General features: G+C 41.6%; 19 protein-coding genes. 9 read left to right on the top strand and 10 right to left on the bottom strand.

Annotation, left to right across the window (positions count from 1 at the left end):
• Positions 1–41: 41 nt before the first annotated feature.
• The gene (locus B2727_RS08490) at positions 42–269 is read left to right on the top strand and encodes a hypothetical protein (RefSeq protein ID WP_033133877.1); all 228 of its coding nucleotides are present in this window, start codon (positions 42–44) and stop codon (positions 267–269) included.
• Positions 270–343: 74 nt separating this feature from the next.
• On the opposite strand, the gene B2727_RS08485 is transcribed toward B2727_RS08490, so the two are convergent.
• Together B2727_RS08485 and B2727_RS08480 are read right to left on the bottom strand one after the other, a co-directional pair.
• Positions 344–976, bottom strand: coding sequence for a hypothetical protein (locus tag B2727_RS08485; protein ID WP_050511472.1), 633 nt, complete (start codon positions 974–976; stop codon positions 344–346).
• A 117-nt stretch (positions 977–1093) separates the two neighbouring features.
• Positions 1094–2311 (bottom strand): class I SAM-dependent methyltransferase, encoded by a 1218-nt coding sequence (locus B2727_RS08480; RefSeq protein ID WP_241345118.1) that lies wholly within the window; start codon positions 2309–2311, stop codon positions 1094–1096.
• A 101-nt stretch (positions 2312–2412) separates the two neighbouring features.
• On the opposite strand from B2727_RS08480, the gene trhA reads away from it, so the two are divergent.
• The 3 genes from trhA (at position 2413) to lpxO (ending at position 5537) form a co-directional block, all read left to right on the top strand.
• On the top strand, positions 2413–3054 hold the full coding sequence (gene trhA / locus B2727_RS08475; protein WP_023271383.1) for a PAQR family membrane homeostasis protein TrhA: 642 nt from the start codon (positions 2413–2415) through the stop codon (positions 3052–3054).
• Positions 3055–3158: 104 nt separating this feature from the next.
• Entirely contained in the window at positions 3159–4469 is a 1311-nt protein-coding gene (locus tag B2727_RS08470) for an MFS transporter (RefSeq protein ID WP_005206138.1), read from the top strand.
• 162 nt (positions 4470–4631) lie between these two features.
• Complete coding sequence (lpxO, locus tag B2727_RS08465; protein WP_005206139.1) at positions 4632–5537, top strand: lipid A hydroxylase LpxO; 906 nt, start codon at positions 4632–4634, stop codon at positions 5535–5537.
• A gap of 63 nt (positions 5538–5600) precedes the next feature.
• On the opposite strand, the gene B2727_RS08460 is transcribed toward lpxO, so the two are convergent.
• Both B2727_RS08460 and secA read right to left on the bottom strand, forming a co-directional pair.
• Positions 5601–6005, bottom strand: a complete 405-nt coding sequence (locus B2727_RS08460; RefSeq protein WP_004802827.1) for a hypothetical protein — start codon at positions 6003–6005, stop codon at positions 5601–5603.
• 149 nt (positions 6006–6154) lie between these two features.
• On the bottom strand, positions 6155–8884 hold the full coding sequence (gene secA / locus B2727_RS08455; protein ID WP_004802826.1) for a preprotein translocase subunit SecA: 2730 nt from the start codon (positions 8882–8884) through the stop codon (positions 6155–6157).
• Between the two features lie 363 nt (positions 8885–9247).
• On the opposite strand from secA, the gene B2727_RS08450 reads away from it, so the two are divergent.
• The 3 genes from B2727_RS08450 to B2727_RS08440 all read left to right on the top strand — a co-directional run bounded on the left by B2727_RS08450 (position 9248) and on the right by B2727_RS08440 (position 11495).
• Entirely contained in the window at positions 9248–9889 is a 642-nt protein-coding gene (locus tag B2727_RS08450) for a peroxiredoxin (RefSeq protein WP_033133874.1), read from the top strand.
• Between the two features lie 210 nt (positions 9890–10099).
• Positions 10100–10909: an MBL fold metallo-hydrolase gene (locus tag B2727_RS08445; RefSeq protein ID WP_033133873.1), complete on the top strand. Its 810-nt coding sequence runs from the start codon at positions 10100–10102 to the stop codon at positions 10907–10909.
• A 1-nt stretch (position 10910) separates the two neighbouring features.
• On the top strand, positions 10911–11495 hold the full coding sequence (locus tag B2727_RS08440) for a dual specificity protein phosphatase family protein (RefSeq protein WP_033133872.1): 585 nt from the start codon (positions 10911–10913) through the stop codon (positions 11493–11495).
• Between the two features lie 132 nt (positions 11496–11627).
• Here B2727_RS08440 and B2727_RS08435 read toward each other — a convergent pair whose 3' ends face one another.
• The 5 genes from B2727_RS08435 to trpA form a co-directional block, all read right to left on the bottom strand.
• On the bottom strand, positions 11628–12554 hold the full coding sequence (locus B2727_RS08435; RefSeq protein ID WP_033133871.1) for a DUF6929 family protein: 927 nt from the start codon (positions 12552–12554) through the stop codon (positions 11628–11630).
• Positions 12555–12648: 94 nt separating this feature from the next.
• The gene (locus tag B2727_RS08430) at positions 12649–13722 is read right to left on the bottom strand and encodes an SPOR domain-containing protein (protein ID WP_004802818.1); all 1074 of its coding nucleotides are present in this window, start codon (positions 13720–13722) and stop codon (positions 12649–12651) included.
• Positions 13713–14999 (bottom strand): bifunctional tetrahydrofolate synthase/dihydrofolate synthase, encoded by a 1287-nt coding sequence (gene folC / locus B2727_RS08425; protein ID WP_005322456.1) that lies wholly within the window; start codon positions 14997–14999, stop codon positions 13713–13715. Before folC ends, B2727_RS08430 begins: the two co-directional genes overlap by 10 nt.
• Positions 14996–15892 (bottom strand): acetyl-CoA carboxylase, carboxyltransferase subunit beta, encoded by an 897-nt coding sequence (gene accD / locus B2727_RS08420; RefSeq protein ID WP_005192992.1) that lies wholly within the window; start codon positions 15890–15892, stop codon positions 14996–14998. The genes folC and accD overlap by 4 nt, the downstream gene beginning before the upstream one ends.
• Positions 15889–16692 (bottom strand): tryptophan synthase subunit alpha, encoded by an 804-nt coding sequence (gene trpA / locus B2727_RS08415; protein WP_005192993.1) that lies wholly within the window; start codon positions 16690–16692, stop codon positions 15889–15891. The genes accD and trpA overlap by 4 nt, the downstream gene beginning before the upstream one ends.
• Before the next feature lie 275 nt (positions 16693–16967).
• Here trpA and B2727_RS08410 point away from each other — a divergent pair, with 275 nt between their 5' ends.
• A complete protein-coding gene (locus B2727_RS08410; RefSeq protein ID WP_033133870.1) occupies positions 16968–18299 on the top strand; it encodes a Na+/H+ antiporter NhaC family protein in 1332 nt (443 codons plus the stop codon).
• Positions 18300–18574: 275 nt separating this feature from the next.
• Here B2727_RS08410 and B2727_RS08405 read toward each other — a convergent pair whose 3' ends face one another.
• Positions 18575–19597, bottom strand: a complete 1023-nt coding sequence (locus B2727_RS08405) for an AraC family transcriptional regulator (protein ID WP_033133869.1) — start codon at positions 19595–19597, stop codon at positions 18575–18577.
• A gap of 116 nt (positions 19598–19713) precedes the next feature.
• Between B2727_RS08405 and B2727_RS08400 the strand changes: the two genes are divergently transcribed.
• A complete protein-coding gene (locus B2727_RS08400; RefSeq protein WP_005206151.1) occupies positions 19714–20589 on the top strand; it encodes a metal-dependent hydrolase in 876 nt (291 codons plus the stop codon).
• Positions 20590–20642 lie beyond the last annotated feature (53 nt).

The following is a 20642-nucleotide window of genomic DNA, read 5'->3' as shown; positions in this document are numbered from 1 at the left end:
GCAAAATCTAGTTTTATGTTTTGTTATTTTTGGAATTTATTATGAATAATCAACCATCCCCAAAAAAAGATTCAAATGAAGAAACCGTGTTGGGATGGAAATTTGTCATCATTGTTGGTGTACTGAGTACCATCTTTTTAAGCTTTTTCTATTTGGCCATGACTCAAGAACCGGATTATATGCCAGGTGCACAGCGTAAAGCGCAACAACAGGAACAGCAACATACTCAACCAGCAGCCGCTTCTGAAGTCGCAACCGAACAGCATTAACTGGTTTTCAGATCCTGACAAACTTCTCATACGCGAAGTTTGTCATCAGGCGTCTAAAATCAAAGTGCTCATCATTACTCACCTTTCCCCCAAAACTTCCACTTATCTTTTGGGCAGATATAGGCTTGCTCTGAGACAGAAACCAGTTGTCTCGATTCTAAGTCATAGACCTTAAATTGGCATTGCTGGTTTTCATACTCTCCTAATATTTCATACTCGCGGCCTGCTTGAGGCTTAAATGAAGCTTCCGTATTTTCACATCCATCGACTACTTTGGCTTTGCCCGTAGTACGCTCTGTACCGACTACAAATCCATGCAGATTGATCGGTTGATTGGCAGTAACCACATATTCCTTATAGGTCACCATTTGATAGGTATTAAAATTCTGCTCAATGTCCTTTTGTACAATTGTTCTCGGCATACCAATCGAATAATTCATATTGATTCGGGTAAAGGTTTTGAAAGCATTCCATGCCCCGTAGCCACTTAAATTTTCACGTATCCCTTGTTTTCTACTTTTACAATCAAAAGTATGCTGCATATATATTTGCTGGCCATTTTGGCCGTATAAACGGACTCTGGCTTGCGTTGAAGGATTAAAACTGGCGACGCCCTTCTGATTAAGTGGGCTCTCAAATTCTTTTGCTTCACTTAAATTGGAGAAGACCAAAAGCAAAACAGCGAGATAAATTTTGTTTTTCATCATTTGAATGACTCTACTTGTTGTTATTCCATTTTTTATTTATAACCCAATATTGCAAGGGACGATATCAACCGTCTTAGATTGATATCATCAGATTCATCTCGCATTTTTTTAATGCGATTAGCACTTACAACCGATATTCTCGACTGGCATCTGATCTTGCAATAATAATTCCAGACTCTGTTTTTCAATGCCATACATGGCTTTTAACGCTTGAATCTGCTGCATGATTTTTGCATCAGGTTGCTGAATATCCTTTCGTTTCGTCGCCAAAATCATTTTATTCTTACTGGTATGCTCCAAAGACACAAACTCAAAAACTTTGGTTTCATAACCATAGGCTTTAAGTAGTAACGCACGCAAAGTATCGGTCAACATTTCAGCCTGTTGTCCTGCATGAATGCCGAATTGCAACATCGGCTGTAACACCTCTGGACTTTGTAGCTGTGGGCGGAGTTCCTTATGGCAACATGGTGCACACATAATCATGGATGCATTCAGACGAATACCAGTATGAATGGCAAAGTCAGTGGCGATATCACAAGCATGCAATGCAATCATCACATCTAACTTTTCTGGTTGATAACTACGCACATCCCCTTCAAAGAAATCCAGATGACTAAAACCTGTTTGATTAGCCACATTTTGGCAAAATTCAACCAGATTCGAACGCAGTTCAACCCCCGTTATTAACGGTGTTTTATGCTGCGCCTGCAAATAGTCATATAAAGCAAAAGTTAAATAGCCCTTACCTGAACCAAAATCGACAATATTCAATTCTTGCTGTGATGCATCAATCTGTTCATAAGCATGCGAAAAAATTTCAATAAATTTATTAATCTGTTTCCACTTACGCGCCATACTTGGAATGATTTGTCCTTTTTCATCGGTAATGCCAAGATGCTTTAAAAATGGACTTTGCTGTTGTACATAGCGCTGCTTTTCACGATCATGCTGCTGTTGCCCTACTTTGTCGGTAGATACTTGTTTCTTCTGAATGTTCAACATGGCTTTCTTCTTATTTTTCTTGAGTTGAACATCTTGTTCAGTACTAAAGAGATTGGCTTGCTTAGACAGACTCAATAATTCAGCAATCTTTTCCAAACCTTCGGCAATGCTATAGTTTTTAGTGATGTCTTGCGTAGTGTGATGGTATAAGCAAGACAAGTTTGCCTGTCCCTGCAGTTCAATCACACGAAATGTCATCTTTTCTAGTTGCGCTATTTCGCCTTTGTACTGACTCAAAATCAGACGATCAAAGCTTTTATTTTCAATAGATTGCTGGATATCCAAGAAAAACTGCTGTTCTTGTTCAAAAGAAAAATTCGGCGCAAACATAATGAAAACCTGACAAATAGAAACTAAATTTTAAAGCGTCTTACTTTAAAAGGGAAATTGCATTACGATACAGTTGTATTTTTATGCAACCAGATCGCTTGATGAACACAAACACATTGCTGGACTATGACCCCAAAGAAGAATTGATTAATGCCTATAGTCATGGGGCTGGCGCAGTACTGGCTTTAATTGCCTCAATCTTTTTGATCATCAAAGGCTATGGCCTGCCTTTAGGGCAATGGATCAGTTTATGGGTCTATGGCTTTAGCTTGGTACTGTTGCTCAGTAGTTCCATGCTGTATCACTTTGCCCAAGATGAACGTAAACGTTATTGGTATAAAAAACTGGATCATACCGCGATTTACTATCTGATTGCAGGCACCTATACCCCTTTTCTCAGTATTGCCATTCCAACCGCCAAAGCGCATTACTTACTAATCGCCTTATGGGCCATTGCTCTGATCGGTACTTTGTTCAAACTAGTATTCATTCATCGCTTCCAAAAACTTTCTCTAGCCGCCTATTTAGTCATGGGTTGGCTGGCGGTTTTGGTGATGGATGATATGCAACGTTATCTGTCTAAAGAAGCGGTACAACTGCTGATTGCAGGTGGTTTAGCTTATACCATCGGCACATTGTTTTATGCCTTAAAAAAGGTAAGATATACCCACGCAATTTGGCATGTTTTTGTGCTATTAGGCGCAGGATTACACTTTTTGGCAATCTACTGTTATGTATTATAAGTCCATATATAGCATTAAGTTTTCGAAGTAAAACTGCACATTCAAAAGGAATTTTCAAGACAACCGCTATTCTGTTTCTTGAATGAATAACATGAAGGTCTTGTATGTCGTCAAGCACTACGACTGCCACCCCAGAAGTGGCCAGCAATTCAAAAGTACGGGTATTATTTGCTAGCCTTGTCGGTACGACAATTGAGTTTTTTGACTTTTATATCTACGCCACCGCAGCAGTACTCATTTTTCCACACTTATTTTTCCCTGAAAGTAGCGATGGCGCTGCGGTGCTCAAGTCACTTGCGACCTTTGCGATTGCTTTTATTGCCCGCCCAATTGGTGCTGCAATTTTCGGACATCTCGGTGACCGAATCGGACGTAAAGCCACATTGGTTGCTGCTTTACTGACCATGGGTATTTCAACTGTCTGTATCGGCCTACTACCAACCTATGCACAAATTGGCCTTGCTGCGCCTCTATTGCTTGCCTTATGCCGTTTGGGTCAAGGTTTAGGCTTAGGTGGTGAATGGAGCGGTGCGGTACTGCTTGCCACTGAGAATGCACCAGAGGGCAAGCGTGCTTGGTATGGTATGTTCCCACAACTCGGCGCACCAATCGGTTTCATCCTTGCAACAGGCTCCTTCCTGCTACTCAATGCCTTTATGTCTGAACAAGCATTCATGACATGGGGTTGGCGTATTCCATTTATTGCAAGTGCAGTGTTAGTCTTAGTTGGTTTATACATCCGTTTAAAGTTGCATGAAACCCCCGCTTTCCAAAAAGTATTAAACAAGCAAAAAGAAGTGAATGTACCGTTTAAAGAGGTCATGACCAAGCATTTACCAATGCTCATCCTCGGTACGATTGCAGCAATCTGTACTTTCGTGGTGTTCTATCTCACCACCGTATTTGCCTTGAACTGGGGCACCACCAAGCTCGGCTATGCCCGTGGTGAATTCCTAGTATTGCAACTGGTAGCGACTTTATGTTTTGCTGCCTTTATTCCCCTATCTGCAATTTTTGCAGAGAAATTTGGCCGTAAAAATACATCAATTGCGGTATGTATTCTTTCAGCCTTGTTCGGACTATGTTTTGCGCCACTACTCGGCTCAGGTAGCCCAATTCTGGTGTTCTTGTTCTTATGTATCGGTCTTTCGATTATGGGCTTAACCTATGGTCCAATTGGTACCGTATTGTCAGAAATCTTTCCAACTTCAGTTCGCTATACAGGCTCAGCTTTAACTTTTAACTTGGCAGGCATTTTCGGCGCATCCTTTGCACCGTATATCGCAACCAAGTTAGCAGAAAGTTATGGCTTAGGCGCAGTTGGTTTATATTTAAGTTTGGCTTCCATTTTATCGTTGATCGCATTTTTAATGATTCGTGAAACCAAGCATGATGATGTAAATAACCAAATTTAATCATTATTTTTCAGATGATCTGTGAAAAATACACGCTCAGATCATCTGAAATACCATTCAATTGCATAGTTTTTATCTTATAAAGTTGCGCTTAGGGCTGCATTCTTCCAAATATTTTTTGTGTTAAAATAACCGCCTTCATTTTTTTTAGACGATTGTGTTATGTACGCAGTGATTATCGTTGCCGTATTTTTAGTCAGCTTTTTGTATACCTATTTACGGGGTAAAGAGCGCTTAAAAGCATCTCGACAATTATTTGACCATTCGACATTTTTAGCACCGATCAACATGTTTATGACGGGCTTTTCTAAGTTGCCGAATCAGGCTTTCTTCGATGTGGCACAGTTCCCAGAACTGAAACCATTGCAGGATAACTGGCAAGTGATTCGTGAAGAAGCCATTCAACTGCAAAATCAAATTAAAGCTTCTGAAAAAAACAATGATGCAGGCTTTAATACCTTCTTTAAACGAGGCTGGAAACGCTTTTATCTGAAATGGTATCAAGATAGTCATCCATCTGCACATCAACTCTGTCCAAAAACGGTAGCGTTACTGGAAAGTATTCCATCAGTCAAAGCTGCCATGTTTACCGAATTGCCTTCTGGCAGCTACTTAGGTAAACACCGTGATCCTTATGCAGGATCAGTACGTTATCATCTTGGTCTAGTGACACCCAATAGCGATGATTGCTTTATCGAAGTCGATCAAGAGCGTTATAGCTGGAGAGATGGTGAAGCTACCGTCTTTGATGAAACCTTTGTGCATTGGGCTGAAAACAAAACCGATGAAACCCGTATTATCTTATTCTGTGACATCGAACGCCCGATGAAATGGGGTTGGGCACAAAAGTTTAATCACTGGTTTGGTCGTAATGTCATGTCTGCGGCAAGTTCGCCCAATGATGACCAAGACAAAACTGGTTTTATTAACCGTATTTTTAAATACGGCTATGCTGTGCATCACTATGGCCGTGGCCTAAAAGAGCGTAATCGCCCACTTTACTACGTATCAAAGTGGCTGCTTTTTGCTATCCTGATTGGCTTAATTTTATTACCAAGCTTTTTATAATAAAATTCTTCCATAAAAAAGAGATGCAATTGCATCTCTTTTTTTATTCCAAACAAGTTGAAATTAATTTGCTTTAGCAGTCTGAGTACCTGCAGTTTGTGCCGCAGCCGCATTAGCTGCCTGAACAGCTGTTTCACCGATTAAAGCAATCTTCGCTTTCTCTTGGCTTTGTGCTGATAATGCAGGGTTTGATGCCACAATACGGTTAATATTTGCTGAGTTTGCAGGTGCGATTGCAGCAGTTTGCAATACGATTGGGCGGTTGCCTGTATCACCTAAGGTATAGCGAATGCCAGTACGTGGACTAATCACAGTTGTTACTTCACGCTTGACTTGCGCTTCAGCTGTATTGGTACCTTTTGCTGCCAATACTTTATCCACAGTTGTGGTTTGTGGTGCATCGTCTGCAAATGCAAAACCAGATACCGCCGCAGTTGCCAAAATTAAAAGTTGTAATGGTTTTTTCATTGTCTTCCCGCTTTTAATGCGAACTCAATCAAGATCTGTAAGTCCAATAATGAAACTACAAAGCGTGCTTGGACTCAAGTAAATTCTCGTAAAAAAAGCAGAGGCTGATGCTCTGCTTTTTTTATTTCAGCTTAAATCAAGTCATGAACTTAGATTTTACCGTGACATTGTTTGTATTTAAGACCTGAACCACATGGACAAGGTGCATTACGACTTTCTGGTACTGGGAATGCATTTTCTGTCACTTCAGTTTCTTCAAAAGCAGTGACTTCACCCGTTAAGCCATCAACATCATCATGTTCGAAAGACAAACGCATTGATTCAGCCTGACGTTGTTGCTGTGCTTCAAGTTCAGCTAACTCTTCTGCTGTCGGCACATGCACACGAGAAAGGTCCGTCACGACATCAGACTTGATCACACCCAACATATTCACAAACAAGTTAAAGGCTTCTTTCTTGTATTCTTGCTCTGGATTCTTCTGCGCATAACCACGTAAATGAATACCTTGACGCAGATAATCCATCGCCGCTAAATGATCTTTCCAATGGCGATCAAGTGAATTCAACATAAAGTGACGTTCAAGCATTGCTGCTGATTCATCACCCATTTGTTCACGGCGTTGACGATAACGTGCAATTACTTCATCAGTAATACGTGCAATCAAACCTTCCTCATCTAAACGACGATCTTGGTCTAGCCATTGCTGTACAGGCAAGTCAATGCCTAAATCTGCATGTAAAGCATTTTCCAAGCCTTCGATATCCCACTGATCATGCACCGACTCAGGTGGAATAAAGTCCGCTATTAAGCCCTTCACCACTTCTTGATGCATTTCTTCGATGTAATCTTGTAAAGTGCTTTCAGCCAATACTTCATCACGTTGCGAATAAATGATCTTACGTTGTTCGTTGTTTACATCATCGTATTTCAATAAGTTCTTACGAATATCAAAGTTACGTGCTTCAACTTTACGCTGTGCATTCTCGATTGAACGACTGACCATTTTATGTTCAATCGCTTCACTTTCTTGTAAGCCCATCGCACGCATCATGGCAACCACACGATCACCCGCGAAGATACGCATCAAGTCATCTTCAAGCGATAAATAGAAACGAGATACACCAGGGTCACCTTGACGACCTGCACGGCCACGTAACTGGTTATCAATACGACGTGATTCGTGACGTTCAGAACCAATGATATGCAAACCACCCGAACTTAAAACATCCTCGTGATCTTTTTCCCATTGTGCTTGTAAGCGTGCTTCATCTTCAGGCGTTGAATTTTCAATTTTGGCAAGCTTGGCTTTCCAGTTACCACCCAGCAAAATATCTGTACCACGACCCGCCATGTTGGTCGCAATCGTCACCGCATTTGGACTACCCGCTTGTGCAATAATATCCGCTTCACGTTCGTGCTGTTTTGCGTTCAAGACTTCGTGATGAATACCTGCTTGTAGCAACTTAGAAGACAAGATTTCACTTGCTTCAATTGTCGCAGTACCAATCAAGATCGGTGCAACACCCTGCTGACGAATATTGGTAATTTCTTCAATAATCGCGGTGTATTTACCATTACGGTTTAAATAAATTAAATCGTTATGATCCTTACGAACCATTGGACGGTGCGTTGGAATAATGACAACATCTAGGCCATAAATTTCTTTCATTTCCGCAGCTTCAGTATCGGCAGTACCTGTCATACCTGAAAGCTTTTTATATAGACGGAAATAATTCTGGAAAGTTGTGGTTGCAAGCGTTTGGTTCTCAGGTTGAATTTCCATGCTTTCTTTGGCTTCAACCGCTTGGTGCAAGCCTTCTGACCAGCGACGACCAGGCATGGTACGACCCGTGCTTTCATCCACAATAATGACTTCTTCTTTCTGAGTCTGTGGATTAACGCCAATAATGTAGTGCACATTCTTTTGATAAAGATAGTGTGCACGAATCGCTGCAGTGACATGGTGAACTAAATTCAGGTTAGTTGCTGAATAAAGACTCTCGCCTTCAGCCAACAAGCCCATTTCAATCAGTTTTTGCTCAACCGTTTCATAGCCGACTTCAGTCATTTCAACTGAACGTTGTTTCTCATCGACCCAGAAATGCCCACCATCAGCCACTTTTTCTTCTTTCTGTGGACGTAATGTTGGAGGAATATTATTAATAAGCTGATAAAGATGAGATGAATCTTCACTTTGACCAGAAATAATTAATGGCGTACGTGCTTCATCAATTAGAATTGAGTCGACTTCATCGATGATGGCATAGCTTAAACCACGCTGCTTTTTCTCTTGTAGAGAAAACACCATATTGTCACGTAGATAGTCGAAACCGAATTCGTTATTGGTACCGTAAGTAATATCAGCAGTATACGCTTGTGCTTTTTCAGCAGGCATTTGCATGGAGTAAATCACACCAATGCTCAAGCCTAAGAATTCGAATAATGGACGGTTTAACTCAGCATCACGTTGTGCCAAGTAGTCGTTCACCGTAATCACGTGAACGCCTTGACCGCTTAATGCATTAAGATAACAAGCCAAAGTACCCATCAGGGTTTTACCTTCACCTGTACGCATTTCGGCAATTTTACCTTCGTGCAAGGTAATACCACCAATCAACTGCACGTCATAATGGCGCATGCCCATGACACGTTTTGCTGCTTCACGACACACCGCAAACGCTTCTGGCATTAACTTATCTAAACTTTCGCCATTACTAAAACGTTGTTTGAATTCTGGAGTTTTTGCAGAGAGGTCTGCATCGTTAAGAGCAGATATCGTCGGTTCAAGCGCATTAATTTGTTCAACAATTTTACGCATGCGTTTGAGCTCGCGCTCATTTTTTGTACCGAAGATACCTCCGATCAGACTTGCCAACATGAATAAACTCTCTAATCCTGTTTGTTATAAGGTTTGTCAATTTCAACAAACCCTAGGTCGGTTAATTTTTTCTTAGCTGTTATTATGGAGTCAGAAATAAGAACTACAAGTGCTTTGCATTCAAACAGGCAAAAAAATCTGCGAGGCGATTCTGACATCACACAACCAAAGAGCGTTAATGTAGCAAATTTGCATTTAACTTACATCGATTTGAATGTGTATTTCTGATCATTTTTTAGCATCACTACTTATTCATATCCAAAAAATTCATAACAAAATGAAAAAACAATCTTTTTATTTATAAAGAGAATACTGCATATTGAATAGAGATAGAAAACATAAAGAATGTATAGAGGACTGATCATGACATTACGTTTAGGCGACATCGCCCCAAATTTCCAACAACAATCAAGCCAAGGCGATATTGATTTCTATGGCTTTTTAGGGGATAGCTGGGGAATCCTTTTTTCCCATCCTGCCGACTACACCCCAGTCTGTACCACGGAACTTGGCTATGCCGCAAAGCTAAAAGATGAGTTTGACAAGCGCGGAGTGAAAGCCATCGCCCTTTCAGTTGATGATGTTGAATCACATCAAGGCTGGATTCAGGACATCAACGAAACGCAGAACACCACGGTCAACTTCCCGATTATCGCAGACAAAGACCGTAAAGTTTCTGAGCTGTATGGCTTTATTCATCCAAATGCCAGTGAGACTTTAACGGTACGTTCATTGGTGATTATTGACCCGAACAAGAAAGTTCGTTTGATTATTACCTATCCTGCATCGACAGGCCGTAATTTTAATGAAGTATTGCGGGTGGTAGATTCACTACAATTAACTGACAAGCATAAAGTAGCAACCCCAGCAAACTGGCAACATGGTGAAGATGTGGTGATTGTGCCTTCATTGAAAGATGAAGAAGAAATCAAACAACGCTTCCCGAAAGGCTATAAGGCGGTCAAACCTTATTTAAGACTCACCCCCCAGCCTGAACAAGATTAAAGCGTATGCTTTAATCGCAGTGCAAGACAAACGGAGTGCGTAGTAGAGGATAAACCCAAGCAGTCAGAAAATAATATTAAATCTGAATAACATGCATCTCAGCCTATCCTCCGGATAGGCTTTTTTATATACCAGCAAAAATTGTTTTGGTATTTCTGAATCAATCGGTTATAAAAATAATTCGATCCGCTACACAATAAAAAAAGCACCATGATCTACAATATCCACCATCTACATTGTGGCAGCTTCTGCCCGACTTGCGCGCCATTATTTGGACAAAAAGGTTGGAAAGCACACCTGGTTTGTCATTGCCTGTTAATTGAAACTGATCGTGGCTTAGTCTTAATTGACACAGGTCTAGGGCTTCAAGACTATTTACATACTGAACAGCGTTTAGGCCGTTTACTTAAACAGTTTGGTTCAATTGTGCCGAATTTAAAACTTACTGCCATCCAACAAATTCAACAACTCGGCTTTAACCCGAGTGACGTAAAACATATTTTTGTGACCCATTTAGATTTTGATCATGCTGGCGGAATTTCAGACTTCCCTAATGCCACCGTACATCTCTTAGCTGCGGAATTTAATGCCACTCAATCACTTACAGCCAAAGGCAAGCTCCGTTATAAAACGGAGCAATTCAAACAACATCGCCATTGGAGCTTTGCGGAACATAGTGAAGGTGAATCTTGGTTTAATCTACAAAAAGTCAAAGGATTAGCCTTATTTCAAGAGGAAATCCTGATGATTCCACTGATTGGCCATACTGCTGGACACTGTGGGATTGCAATTAAAAAGACTGATGGCTGGGTCCTATTCTGTGGCGATGCCTATTACACCCATCTGGAACTCAATCCAAAAAATAGACTCCGAGCTTTAGATTTCACTGAGCGCTTATTGGCTGAAAATAATCAACTGCGTTTGCAAAACCTCAAGCAGTTACAATATCTCGCTCAACATGAACCAAGCATTGAGTTAATTTGTGCGCACGATCCCGTCGAATTCAATCGTTATCAGTAATATGAAAAAAACACTCCTTACCCTCACACTCATTGCTACACTCAGTGTAGGCGGATGCATGAAGCATTCAAGCCTAGATGATGAACAACGTCCCAAAAACTGGGGAACACTGATTTCACAGCAGCATAATTTTTATCAAATTAGCAATGATGTATTTCGTAGTGATCAGCCCAGCAATGAACTCATTCCAAGCTTAAAACAATATAATATTGATACGGTCATTAATCTCAGAGCCAGAAATGAAGATGCCAAAGTTTTAAAAGATCAACCGTTTAATCTTGTGCATATTCCAATTTATACATGGGCCATCAATCGTCAAGATCTATTACAAACCATGCAAGCGATTCAAACAGCCAAAGAAAAGAATCATAAAATTTTAGTGCATTGCTACCATGGTTCTGACCGTACTGGTGCAACGATTGCCATGTATCGGATTATTTTTGAAAACTGGTCAATTGATGATGCGGTCAAAGAAATGAAACAAGGCGGCTATGGCTTCCATGTGATCTGGAAAAACATTGATCATTTATTTACGCCTGAAAATGTTAAATGGATTCAACAACAACTGTCTAATCCATCTGGCTAAATATTGTAATTATTTTGGACCAAACTCTATTTATTTAATAGATAGAGCTTATTAAAGGAACTGGCTTATCCAGTCATTAGGAATCAATCTGCTCAAAATTGCATGATCACAAAGCAAGTTTTACTTCCCCTCCTAGTTTTCAAAAACTGAATGAGCCAACCAGACCTTTAAAATTTCAGAATCTCCGCCATCACTATCCGTGACCAATAAGAATACTTCCCCATCGGATCTCGACTCTAACCAAGTAATTCCTTCAACTTTAATCGCGAGCGTTTTACCGTCTTCATCTTGAATCAAATGGCTAGATAAGGCTTTACCCTCTGGCGAAAACAGCAAAATAAAACTACCCAGTACATCACCATCGTCATAGGTATTTAATGTTTGCTCAACCGCTGCCGTGGCGACTATTAGATTTTTATCCACAAAGAAATAGGCATCAGAAATCCCACTTGCAGCACCCTCAATCTCAGGCAAGTTGAGATTAAGCGAGTTGATAAACGCATTTTCTAACGATTTTCCTGCTTGAATTTCAGCTAAATCAAAAACTAAAACACCGTGATGGCGATTAATATTGCCACGTTGAAAGATATAGAGATGATGATGGTCTGAACAGATTGCTTCTATATTCAGTTCAGCTCCACCCGTTAATTCAACACTGTTTTCTAAAAAGTGATAATCAACTGCATCCAGAAAAATGCGGATTTGATTGTTAGATGGATTATAAAGTAATGCTTGTTTTCGATTTTCGGTAGAACCTGATCCCATCACCAGTAATTGCTGTTGCCCATCTAAGGTGATGCAACTTAATGCTTCAAAATCAGGCTTTTTTGCTTTGCTCAATACGCTAAATGATATTTGCTCAGACGACTCAGATAACGCAACTTTCTCAAAAACCGTTGCACTATCAATAGTGTTGTTTCGATTGGTTTTGAGTAAGTAACAAACATCGTCACCAACAAAATAAACATCGTCCCCTATACAGGCAACACCAGACAGTGCACTAACATCAGAATCTTGCGAAAAAACAAATCGTTCTAATATTTTGATCGCTGTATTCATGATCGCGAGTCCCCTATTTAATTTTAATGGAACACTCACAGCATAAATAAAGCCTGTGATGTGTTCCTGATTTGATCTAGGGGATGATCAAGGTTTATCGTTGGTCAAGCGGAACCCAATCAATCACCCAAGCAGATTTCATATTTAAGCTTTCATCCGTTGTGATTTTCTTACGCGTGTTATCCGCAGTATCACGATCCTTAGCAGGACCAACCATAATACGGATCCCTTTAGAGGTCTGGCTGGTTGTTACCTTGTAGCCTTTAGCACGTAATTTCGACACAACAGCGTCTGCATTGGCTTGGTTTGCAGCCAATGCCACTTGTACCATCCACTTTTTATCACCATTTTCCATCAGATCGCGTGCTTTCTCAGCCTCAGCTTTCTTCTTGCTATCTTCGTCAGCTTTACGTTTTTTCTCATCAGCAGCTTTTTTCTCTGCTTCTGCCTTACGTTTATCTTCTGCTGCTTTCTTGTCTGCTTCTGCTTTGCGTTTATCTTCAGCGGCTTTCTTATCCACTTCTGCCTTACGCTTATCTTCAGCAGCTTTCTTATCCGCTTCTGCCTTACGTTTGTCTTCTGCTGCTTTTTTGTCAGCTTCTGCTTTACGCTTGTCTTCCGCTAACTTCTTATCAGCATCAGACTTTTGTTGATCTGCTTTCTGTTGTTCAGCGCGCTTCTTTTCATCCGCTTTACGTTTTTCATCCGCAAGTCGTTGAGCCTTGGCTTTTTCATCTTCAACCAATTCTGGCGGAATATTATCCGAGCTTTCTTGAGCTGCAGTACGACGTGCATTAATCGCCGCATATTCTTCTGCAGCTTTACGTGCTGCTGCAGCTTCGGCCTGCTGCTGCATCTTTAAGAATTCAGCCGCACGCGCTTCTTGTTCAGCCACCGCTTTTTCACGTGAACGACGCTGCTCTTCCAGTAACCGCTTTTCTGTTTCCACATCGACAGCCAATGGTTGCAATGATACCATTTCGCTATCTTGAGCTGGCTGTGCCGTTTTCGGTTTAGTCTCAGTTTTGGGAATCGGATGAGTAACTGGAGCTTGCGTGTGATCTTGCTCAATTTCATCATTGCCCTTTAACAGCAATGCAGCTAATAAAACACCACCACCGAGTAGAACAACGCCGCCCATCCAACGTTGTTTGTTATTCATCGACATTCTTCTAAATACTCCCAGACCGCTTCTAAAGTATGAAACGAACCACAGACTAAAATCAGCTGATTGTTATTACTTTGTTTCAGCACAGTTTCAAACGCTTGCTGGATACTGCCGAACTCATATACCTGTTGCCCTTGCAATGCATCATGTATCTGTTGCACTGGTGCGGCTCTAGGCACATCTAAATTAGCAATAAACCAATCTTTTACTGTTGTTTTTAGTAAATCAGTGACCGATGGAATGTCTTTATCGGCCAACATTGAAAATACTGCAACAACTTCTGTGTACTGTTTATTGTATTTTAAGAATTTTCGCAACTGCTTCAATAAAAATTCGACGCCATGCGCATTATGCCCAGCATCAAAAATTACGGTTTTATCTTGGATTTGTCGTATTTCAAAACGACCTTGTAAGCGTGCTTGTTGAATCCCCGTAGCAATCGCTGCTTGAGAAACCTCAACACCACTCACCAATACAGCAGCTACTGCGGTAGAAATATTGTCGAGTGCCAGTTGTCCAACAGGAAGCTGTAAGGTTGTGCCAGAAGACGCAAATGACCAAGTTTGGCCATCATCATTCTGCTGGTAAAAATAATCTCGATTCAAAGCATATAGCTGAGCTTGGGTTTCAACCACTTTATCTTGAATGGCTTGCGGCAGTTGTTGCTGACCCGCGAACACCACTGGAATATTCGGACGAATAATCCCTGCTTTTTCAAATGCGATTTTTTCTACGGTGTCGCCGAGCCAATCTACATGATCTAGACCAATATTGGTAATCACAGCAATATCAGGATCGATCACATTGACCACATCAAGACGACCGCCTAGGCCGACTTCAAGCACCCAAACATCACATTGTTGCTGTTTAAAAATCAAAAAAGCAGCCAAGGTGGTTGCTTCAAAAAAAGATAAACTTAAACCACATTCACGTCGTGCTTGATCAACTAAAACAAAAGCATCAACCAGACTTCGATCATCAACTTCAACACCCGCCAACTTTACCCTTTCATTAAAACGATAAATATGCGGTGATTGATACAGGCCAACCTTGTAACCTTGCGCATTTAAAATCGCAGCCAAAGTTGTGGTGGTTGAACCTTTACCATTGGTTCCAGCGACGGTAAACACCTTCGCTTGAGGTTGCATCACACCGAGCTTTTCAGCAACGGGAAAGACGCGTTCTAAACCTAAATCAATGCCTGTAACATGAACATGGCCCCAATAATCGAGCCATGTTGTTAATGTGTCTGTTGAATGTGGAGCGAGTGGTTTCAAGGTAAATTCATCAGCTTAGCGACAAGTCTGTATACAGTATCACGTAATGCATGACGATGAACGATCTGATCGACCACACCATGATCAAGCAAATATTCTGCACGTTGGAACGGTTCTTCCAGTTTTTCACGTACTGTTTGTTCAATCACGCGTTTACCTGCAAAGCCAATCATCGCTTTCGGTTCAGCAATATGCACATCGCCGAGCATTGCCAATGAAGCGGTCACACCACCATAAACTGGATGGGTTAATACCACCAAGTATGGAACACGCGCTTCTTTCATTTTTTGGATTGCAGCCGCAGTACGCGCCATCTGCATCAAAGACAACATGCCTTCTTGCATACGTGCACCGCCAGAAGCAGCAAAACAGATCATTGGTTGATGCAACGCGATTGCGCGTTCAGCGGCCTGTACAAAACGGTCGCCAACCACGGTACCCATTGAACCGCCCATAAAGTCGAAGTCAAATGCACACGCAACCAAGTCCAAACCTTTGAGTGAACCTTGCATAACAACAAGTGCTTCGGTTTCGCCAGTTTTGTCTTGTGCTTCACGCATACGATCTGGATAAGGTTTGCTATCCACAAATTTTAATGGGTCTTTGGCACTAAACTCCTGCCCCAACTCGCCATTCACTTGATCAAAGAACCAGTTCAAACGATCACGTGCACGCATCCGTAAGTGCTCATCACACTGAGGACACACATAGGCATTAAATGACATTGCAGTACGTGTTACCAGCGCATGGCACTCAGGACATTCAATCGTAGGCTCAGTAAAGGTCGCTTTAAATATCTGCTGTTGATCTGCAACCTGAATACCAGGGACATGACGCTCAGTCCAAGGTGTTGAAGGGTTAAGAACCTTCCCTGATGTTAACTCTTGACTCATACTAACTCATCGAGCGCAGCTCGAAGCTCCTTCACTTTATTCACCGTCTGTTGCGCAGCTTCATCCGCTGGCAATGTCGCAAAAGATTTAACGAAAGCACTTCCTACAATCACGGCATCGGCAACTTGACCCATCGCTTTTGCAGACGCAGCATCACTAATCCCGAAACCGACGCCCACGGGCACATTGGTCTTAGACTTAATTTTTGCAATACGCGCTGCTGCTTCAGAGGTATCTAAAGTTGCTGCACCTGTCACACCTTTGAGTGACACATAGTAAACAAAGCCGCTCGCCTGATTGACCACATGTTGGATACGTTGGTCGGTTGAAGTAGGTGCAAGCAAGAATATCTGATCCATTCCATTTTGTTGAAGAACTTCACCTAATTGCTTAGACTCTTCTGGCGGTAAGTCCACCAAAAGCACTCCATCAACACCGCAGTCTTTCGCATAAGCAACAAACTTTTCATAACCAATCACTTCAACAGGATTTAAATATCCCATCAATACCACTGGTGTGGTTTGATCTTTTTCACGAAAGGCTTTCACCATATCCAATGCATCTAAGGTATTGGTTCCACCAGCCAAAGCACGCTCAGCGGCTAAAGCAATCACAGGGCCATCTGCCATTGGGTCAGAGAATGGAAGACCCAGTTCAATGACATCGACACCCGCTTCAACCATTTGGTGAAGCAATGGAACGGTTACCTGTGGATGCGGGTCACCTGCCATAACATAAGAAACAAGCGCTTTACGTTGCTGAGATTTAAGCTGTTCAAAACGAGTGGCAAGACGTGACATAGGATTATGCTTTCCTGATTTATATAAATTAAGGAGTTGTTTGTAGTCATACAAAAACACTGCATTGTAACGCTATTTTTTGTTCATTGAACAGAGTTTGACGTGATTGCGACAGTGAATCTTGCTACTTACAACAGCCTTGCTACATTTATCTATATTTTGAGTTTTTTCTCAATGATCAAAGCTTCCTAATTTTGAGCGGATTACACTGCATTTTAGAAATCAGCCAAGCTCCTTTATACTAGCCGCAATTTTTAAGTTTTCTTTTTATTTTTATGTCTGCCCACTCTCAGGAAAAAGTACAAAGCAATGCCCTTGCTTTGCTACCGCTATTGGTATTTTTGATCATCTTTCTCGGGAGTGGTGTCTATCATTCAATCATTGGGACAGAATTTGCCTTCTATCAAGTCAAAGCACCTGTCGCAGCCATTCCAGCCGTGATTTTGGCGTTGTTGTTATATAAACAAAAACTGAATGCAGCAATTGAAGAATTTTTGCAAGGTGCCAGTCACCCCAATCTAATTCTGATGTTTATGGTATTTATGCTGGCAGGCGCTTTTGCCAGTGTCTCCAGTGCTATTGGCAGTGTCGATGCAACAGTACAGTTAGGGCTTTCGCTTATTTCACCAGAATTTGTCTTGCCGATGCTGTTTATTATTGCTGCGTTTATTGCAACGGCAATGGGAACATCGATGGGCACCATTGCCGCCTGTGCCCCGATCGCCTTTGGTTTTGCCCAAGCCACGGATATTGCGCCAGTATATGCCATTGGTGCTGTAGTCGGTGGTGCCATGTTTGGCGACAATTTATCGATGATCTCAGATACCACCATTGCTGCAACGCGTAGCCAAAATGTTGAGCTGAGAGATAAGTTTAGAGTCAATGTCTGGATTGCACTCCCTGCGGCCATTATTACCTTATTGGTCTACATTTCGATGAGCCATGAGGCGGAAGCAATTCAATCAACCCCTTATGATCTCTGGCTGATTTTGCCTTATCTGGCTGTGTTTTTCCTCGCTTTTACCCGCCTGCATGTCCTCGCAGTGCTGATGATCGGAGTGATTTTATCGGGCTTGATGGGCCTAATTGAAAAGCCAGATTTTGATATCCTCAAACTGAATAGTGCAATTTATGATGGCTTTGTCAGCATGTTTGAGGTGGCATTACTTTCCATGTTACTCGGTGGGTTATCCACCTTGATGCAAAAAGAAGGTGGTTTGCAGTGGTTAATCCAACGTATCTATGCCATTACACGCCTATTCAAATTCGGTAAACAACGTGCTGGTGAATTAGGGATTAGCTTTCTGGTGGTATTCTCGAATTTATTTGTGGCCAATAATACGGTTGCAATTATTTTATCGGGCGATATGGCGCGTGAAGTGGCAAGAGAATACGGCATTGACCCTAAACGCAGTGCGGCTTTGCTGGATATTTTTTCTTGTGTGGTTCAAGGGATTATCCCCTACGGCGCGCAACTGCTGTTGGCCTGTTCGATTGCCAAACTTTCGCCCGTTGAATTGATTGGCAATATTTATTATTGCTGGATCCTTGCAATTTGCGCAGTCCTTGCAATTGTCTTTAATTATCCACGCCTCAAAACACGTTAAATCCTGTGCAAAATACGAGACTCGGAAATGTCGTTCACAACCTGAGCAAGCCAAAGCGACTGAAGCTTTGGTGAAGCGCAAGAACGAGGAAGTGAACCTTGCGGAGCTTCAATCGCTCCTCATGTGAATGACAATGGTTTTGCCTACTTTTGCCAAAACAAAAGTAGGTCGAACCGAAGGTTTATCCAATAATTAGGTGAGAATACAGCAAGACTCTGTTGAGAAAATTTCTATTTAAATAAGACTTACGCCCAGTGGAAAGATTCATTTAAAATCTAAAGAGACTTTAAAAACTGTTTTGGAGTAACTCCTGTCCAACGCTTAAACGCCCGCCCAAACGCACTCTGATCGGCATAATTCAGTCGCTCCGCAATCTCAGAAAAAGACTTACCTTGCTGCAAATATAGCTTGCTCTGCTCCAAACGATACTGGTCAAGTACATCCTGAAAATTCAGTTCATGGGCTTTGAGCTGACGTTGCAAAGTCCGTTCAGAACAATGCAAACGCTTGGCCACATAACTTTGCAACACCTCTTCCTGCTGCAATAAACCTTGCTCAATAAAGCCATGTATTTTTTGACGAAATTGCTGCTGTTGGATTTCAAAAGAACTAACGCTATTCAATGAATGCTGCGCTTGAGTGGATAACACTTGATTCAGTTGCAGATCGGCAGCAATACTTTTTGCCTTCAAAATTTGATTGGAAAAACGAATCGCATATTGCCCCTGCTGAATCTGAATTGGGCAACCATAGAATTTTTCAAAATGATAAAGCGCAGTATGCGGCGCATAGCCAAATTGGATCATCTGCGGTGGTACTAAAGCATCCTGCACAATCGATTGTGAAATTTTAAAGATCAAGGCCAAATTTAACTCGTACATTTCCCGATAGTCACTATAGGATGCACTCCAAACAATTTGAATATATTCAGAAAATTGCTGCACATCGAGTTGTTCTAAATTGGTTTGTTTAAAGACCAAAGAATAATAGCGTTGTAATAGTTGAAGTGCTTGTTGTAGATCAATACTGGTCGATGCCAGATAGCCCATCAGCCCCAAATCTTGTAAATTGGCATGCTCCGCCAATACCAAAGTAATCGGACGAGTAAAGTGTGGCTGAGCGGCCTGTAACAACAAGGCATAGCGCTCGACGTCAAAGTCACGCTCATCAGGATTTTCCAAACAGGCTTGAAAGGATTGCCAAAGTTCAGGTGCAACAACTTTAGACAAATCAATTTGTTCCTGTTGTAAAACACGATTAAACAAACGCAAATATCCAATGATTATTTTAACTGACATACGCCAATCTCATCCTGATCTGTCGTTATTTGTATAAAACTTGGCTGTAACTGTCAAAACATTTCATCGGACTTTTTCCATACTGAGTGCATGAAGAAAAACAAGGAATAGTCAAGATGAATGCACATGTTTCCTATCAAGTTGATCCTGTTGTCAGAACCAAACTGGACTTCCACCTCGACCAAGCACCGCGCTTCTGGTTTGGAGGTGATCCATTCCGTACTCGTATGTTTGATGCTTTAAGTCTTACCTTCCCTGATGGCGAGCGCTACTTTATCGAATGTGTCCGTTTATTCCGTGACAAAATTGATGATCCAGACTTGCAGGAACGTGTTGCTGATTTTATCCGTCAGGAAGCACAACATGGCATTGCACATGACAAAATGAACCAAGTCATGAAAGATCAAGGCATGCCTGTAGATCAGTTCACCACGCGTTTAAAGAAAATCTTTCGCTTTGAACTCAAGAACCGTTCTCCGCAATACAACATTGCCATGACCGCAGCAGCAGAGCATTTAACTGCACTAATGGCCGATACCTTCTATAGTAAAAAAGAAACCTTAGCAGAAGCAGATCCATTTGTACGTGCGCTTTTTGCTTGGCATGCGATTGAAGAAATGGAGCATCGCGATGTGGCTTTTGATGTGATGCGCGAAGTCGGTGAAGTGCCTGAAGCAACCCGTCGCTTTGCCTTGGTATTCACCACGGTGATGATGTTTGGTTTTACCTTGTACCGTACCGATGTGATGCTCAAAACCGATGGTTTTAACTTAAGACAACGTTTTGATATGGCACGTAAAGGTTTACCGTGGTTCTTTGGTCGTAACGGTATTTTAACGGCGAAAAGAGCGCAATATAGCGACTGGTTTAAAAAGGATTTCCATCCAAATCAACATCCAGTTATTCGCCAGTATGATGTTTGGATTGATACTTTAGCTAAAACCAATGATCCGATTGCTGCGGGTGAAGCTTTTTGGCAGGCAGGGCTTTAGTTCATTATTAGACATAAAGAAATCCCCTTCCAATTGAGGGGATTTTTTCTTTC

Source organism: Acinetobacter sp. UBA991 (assembly GCF_002292065.1).
In the GTDB taxonomy this organism is placed as follows: domain Bacteria; phylum Pseudomonadota; class Gammaproteobacteria; order Pseudomonadales; family Moraxellaceae; genus Acinetobacter; species Acinetobacter higginsii.
The sequence above is the reverse complement of the archived record's forward strand: the minus strand, read 5'-3'. Positions and strand labels throughout refer to the sequence as shown.

Excerpts from the sequence above, each read along its gene's own strand:
- B2727_RS08490 (WP_033133877.1), top strand. The coding sequence starts at position 42 with ATGAATAATCAACCATCCCCAAAAAAAGATTCAAATGAAGAAACCGTG.
- B2727_RS08485 (WP_050511472.1), bottom strand. The coding sequence starts at position 976 with ATGATGAAAAACAAAATTTATCTCGCTGTTTTGCTTTTGGTCTTCTCC.
- B2727_RS08480 (WP_241345118.1), bottom strand. The coding sequence starts at position 2,311 with ATGTTTGCGCCGAATTTTTCTTTTGAACAAGAACAGCAGTTTTTCTTG.
- trhA (WP_023271383.1), top strand. The coding sequence starts at position 2,413 with ATGAACACAAACACATTGCTGGACTATGACCCCAAAGAAGAATTGATT.
- B2727_RS08470 (WP_005206138.1), top strand. The coding sequence starts at position 3,159 with ATGTCGTCAAGCACTACGACTGCCACCCCAGAAGTGGCCAGCAATTCA.
- lpxO (WP_005206139.1), top strand. The coding sequence starts at position 4,632 with ATGTACGCAGTGATTATCGTTGCCGTATTTTTAGTCAGCTTTTTGTAT.
- B2727_RS08460 (WP_004802827.1), bottom strand. The coding sequence starts at position 6,005 with ATGAAAAAACCATTACAACTTTTAATTTTGGCAACTGCGGCGGTATCT.
- secA (WP_004802826.1), bottom strand. The coding sequence starts at position 8,884 with ATGTTGGCAAGTCTGATCGGAGGTATCTTCGGTACAAAAAATGAGCGC.
- B2727_RS08450 (WP_033133874.1), top strand. The coding sequence starts at position 9,248 with ATGACATTACGTTTAGGCGACATCGCCCCAAATTTCCAACAACAATCA.
- B2727_RS08445 (WP_033133873.1), top strand. The coding sequence starts at position 10,100 with ATGATCTACAATATCCACCATCTACATTGTGGCAGCTTCTGCCCGACT.
- B2727_RS08440 (WP_033133872.1), top strand. The coding sequence starts at position 10,911 with ATGAAAAAAACACTCCTTACCCTCACACTCATTGCTACACTCAGTGTA.
- B2727_RS08435 (WP_033133871.1), bottom strand. The coding sequence starts at position 12,554 with ATGAATACAGCGATCAAAATATTAGAACGATTTGTTTTTTCGCAAGAT.
- B2727_RS08430 (WP_004802818.1), bottom strand. The coding sequence starts at position 13,722 with ATGTCGATGAATAACAAACAACGTTGGATGGGCGGCGTTGTTCTACTC.
- accD (WP_005192992.1), bottom strand. The coding sequence starts at position 15,892 with ATGAGTCAAGAGTTAACATCAGGGAAGGTTCTTAACCCTTCAACACCT.
- trpA (WP_005192993.1), bottom strand. The coding sequence starts at position 16,692 with ATGTCACGTCTTGCCACTCGTTTTGAACAGCTTAAATCTCAGCAACGT.
- B2727_RS08410 (WP_033133870.1), top strand. The coding sequence starts at position 16,968 with ATGTCTGCCCACTCTCAGGAAAAAGTACAAAGCAATGCCCTTGCTTTG.
- B2727_RS08405 (WP_033133869.1), bottom strand. The coding sequence starts at position 19,597 with ATGTCAGTTAAAATAATCATTGGATATTTGCGTTTGTTTAATCGTGTT.
- B2727_RS08400 (WP_005206151.1), top strand. The coding sequence starts at position 19,714 with ATGAATGCACATGTTTCCTATCAAGTTGATCCTGTTGTCAGAACCAAA.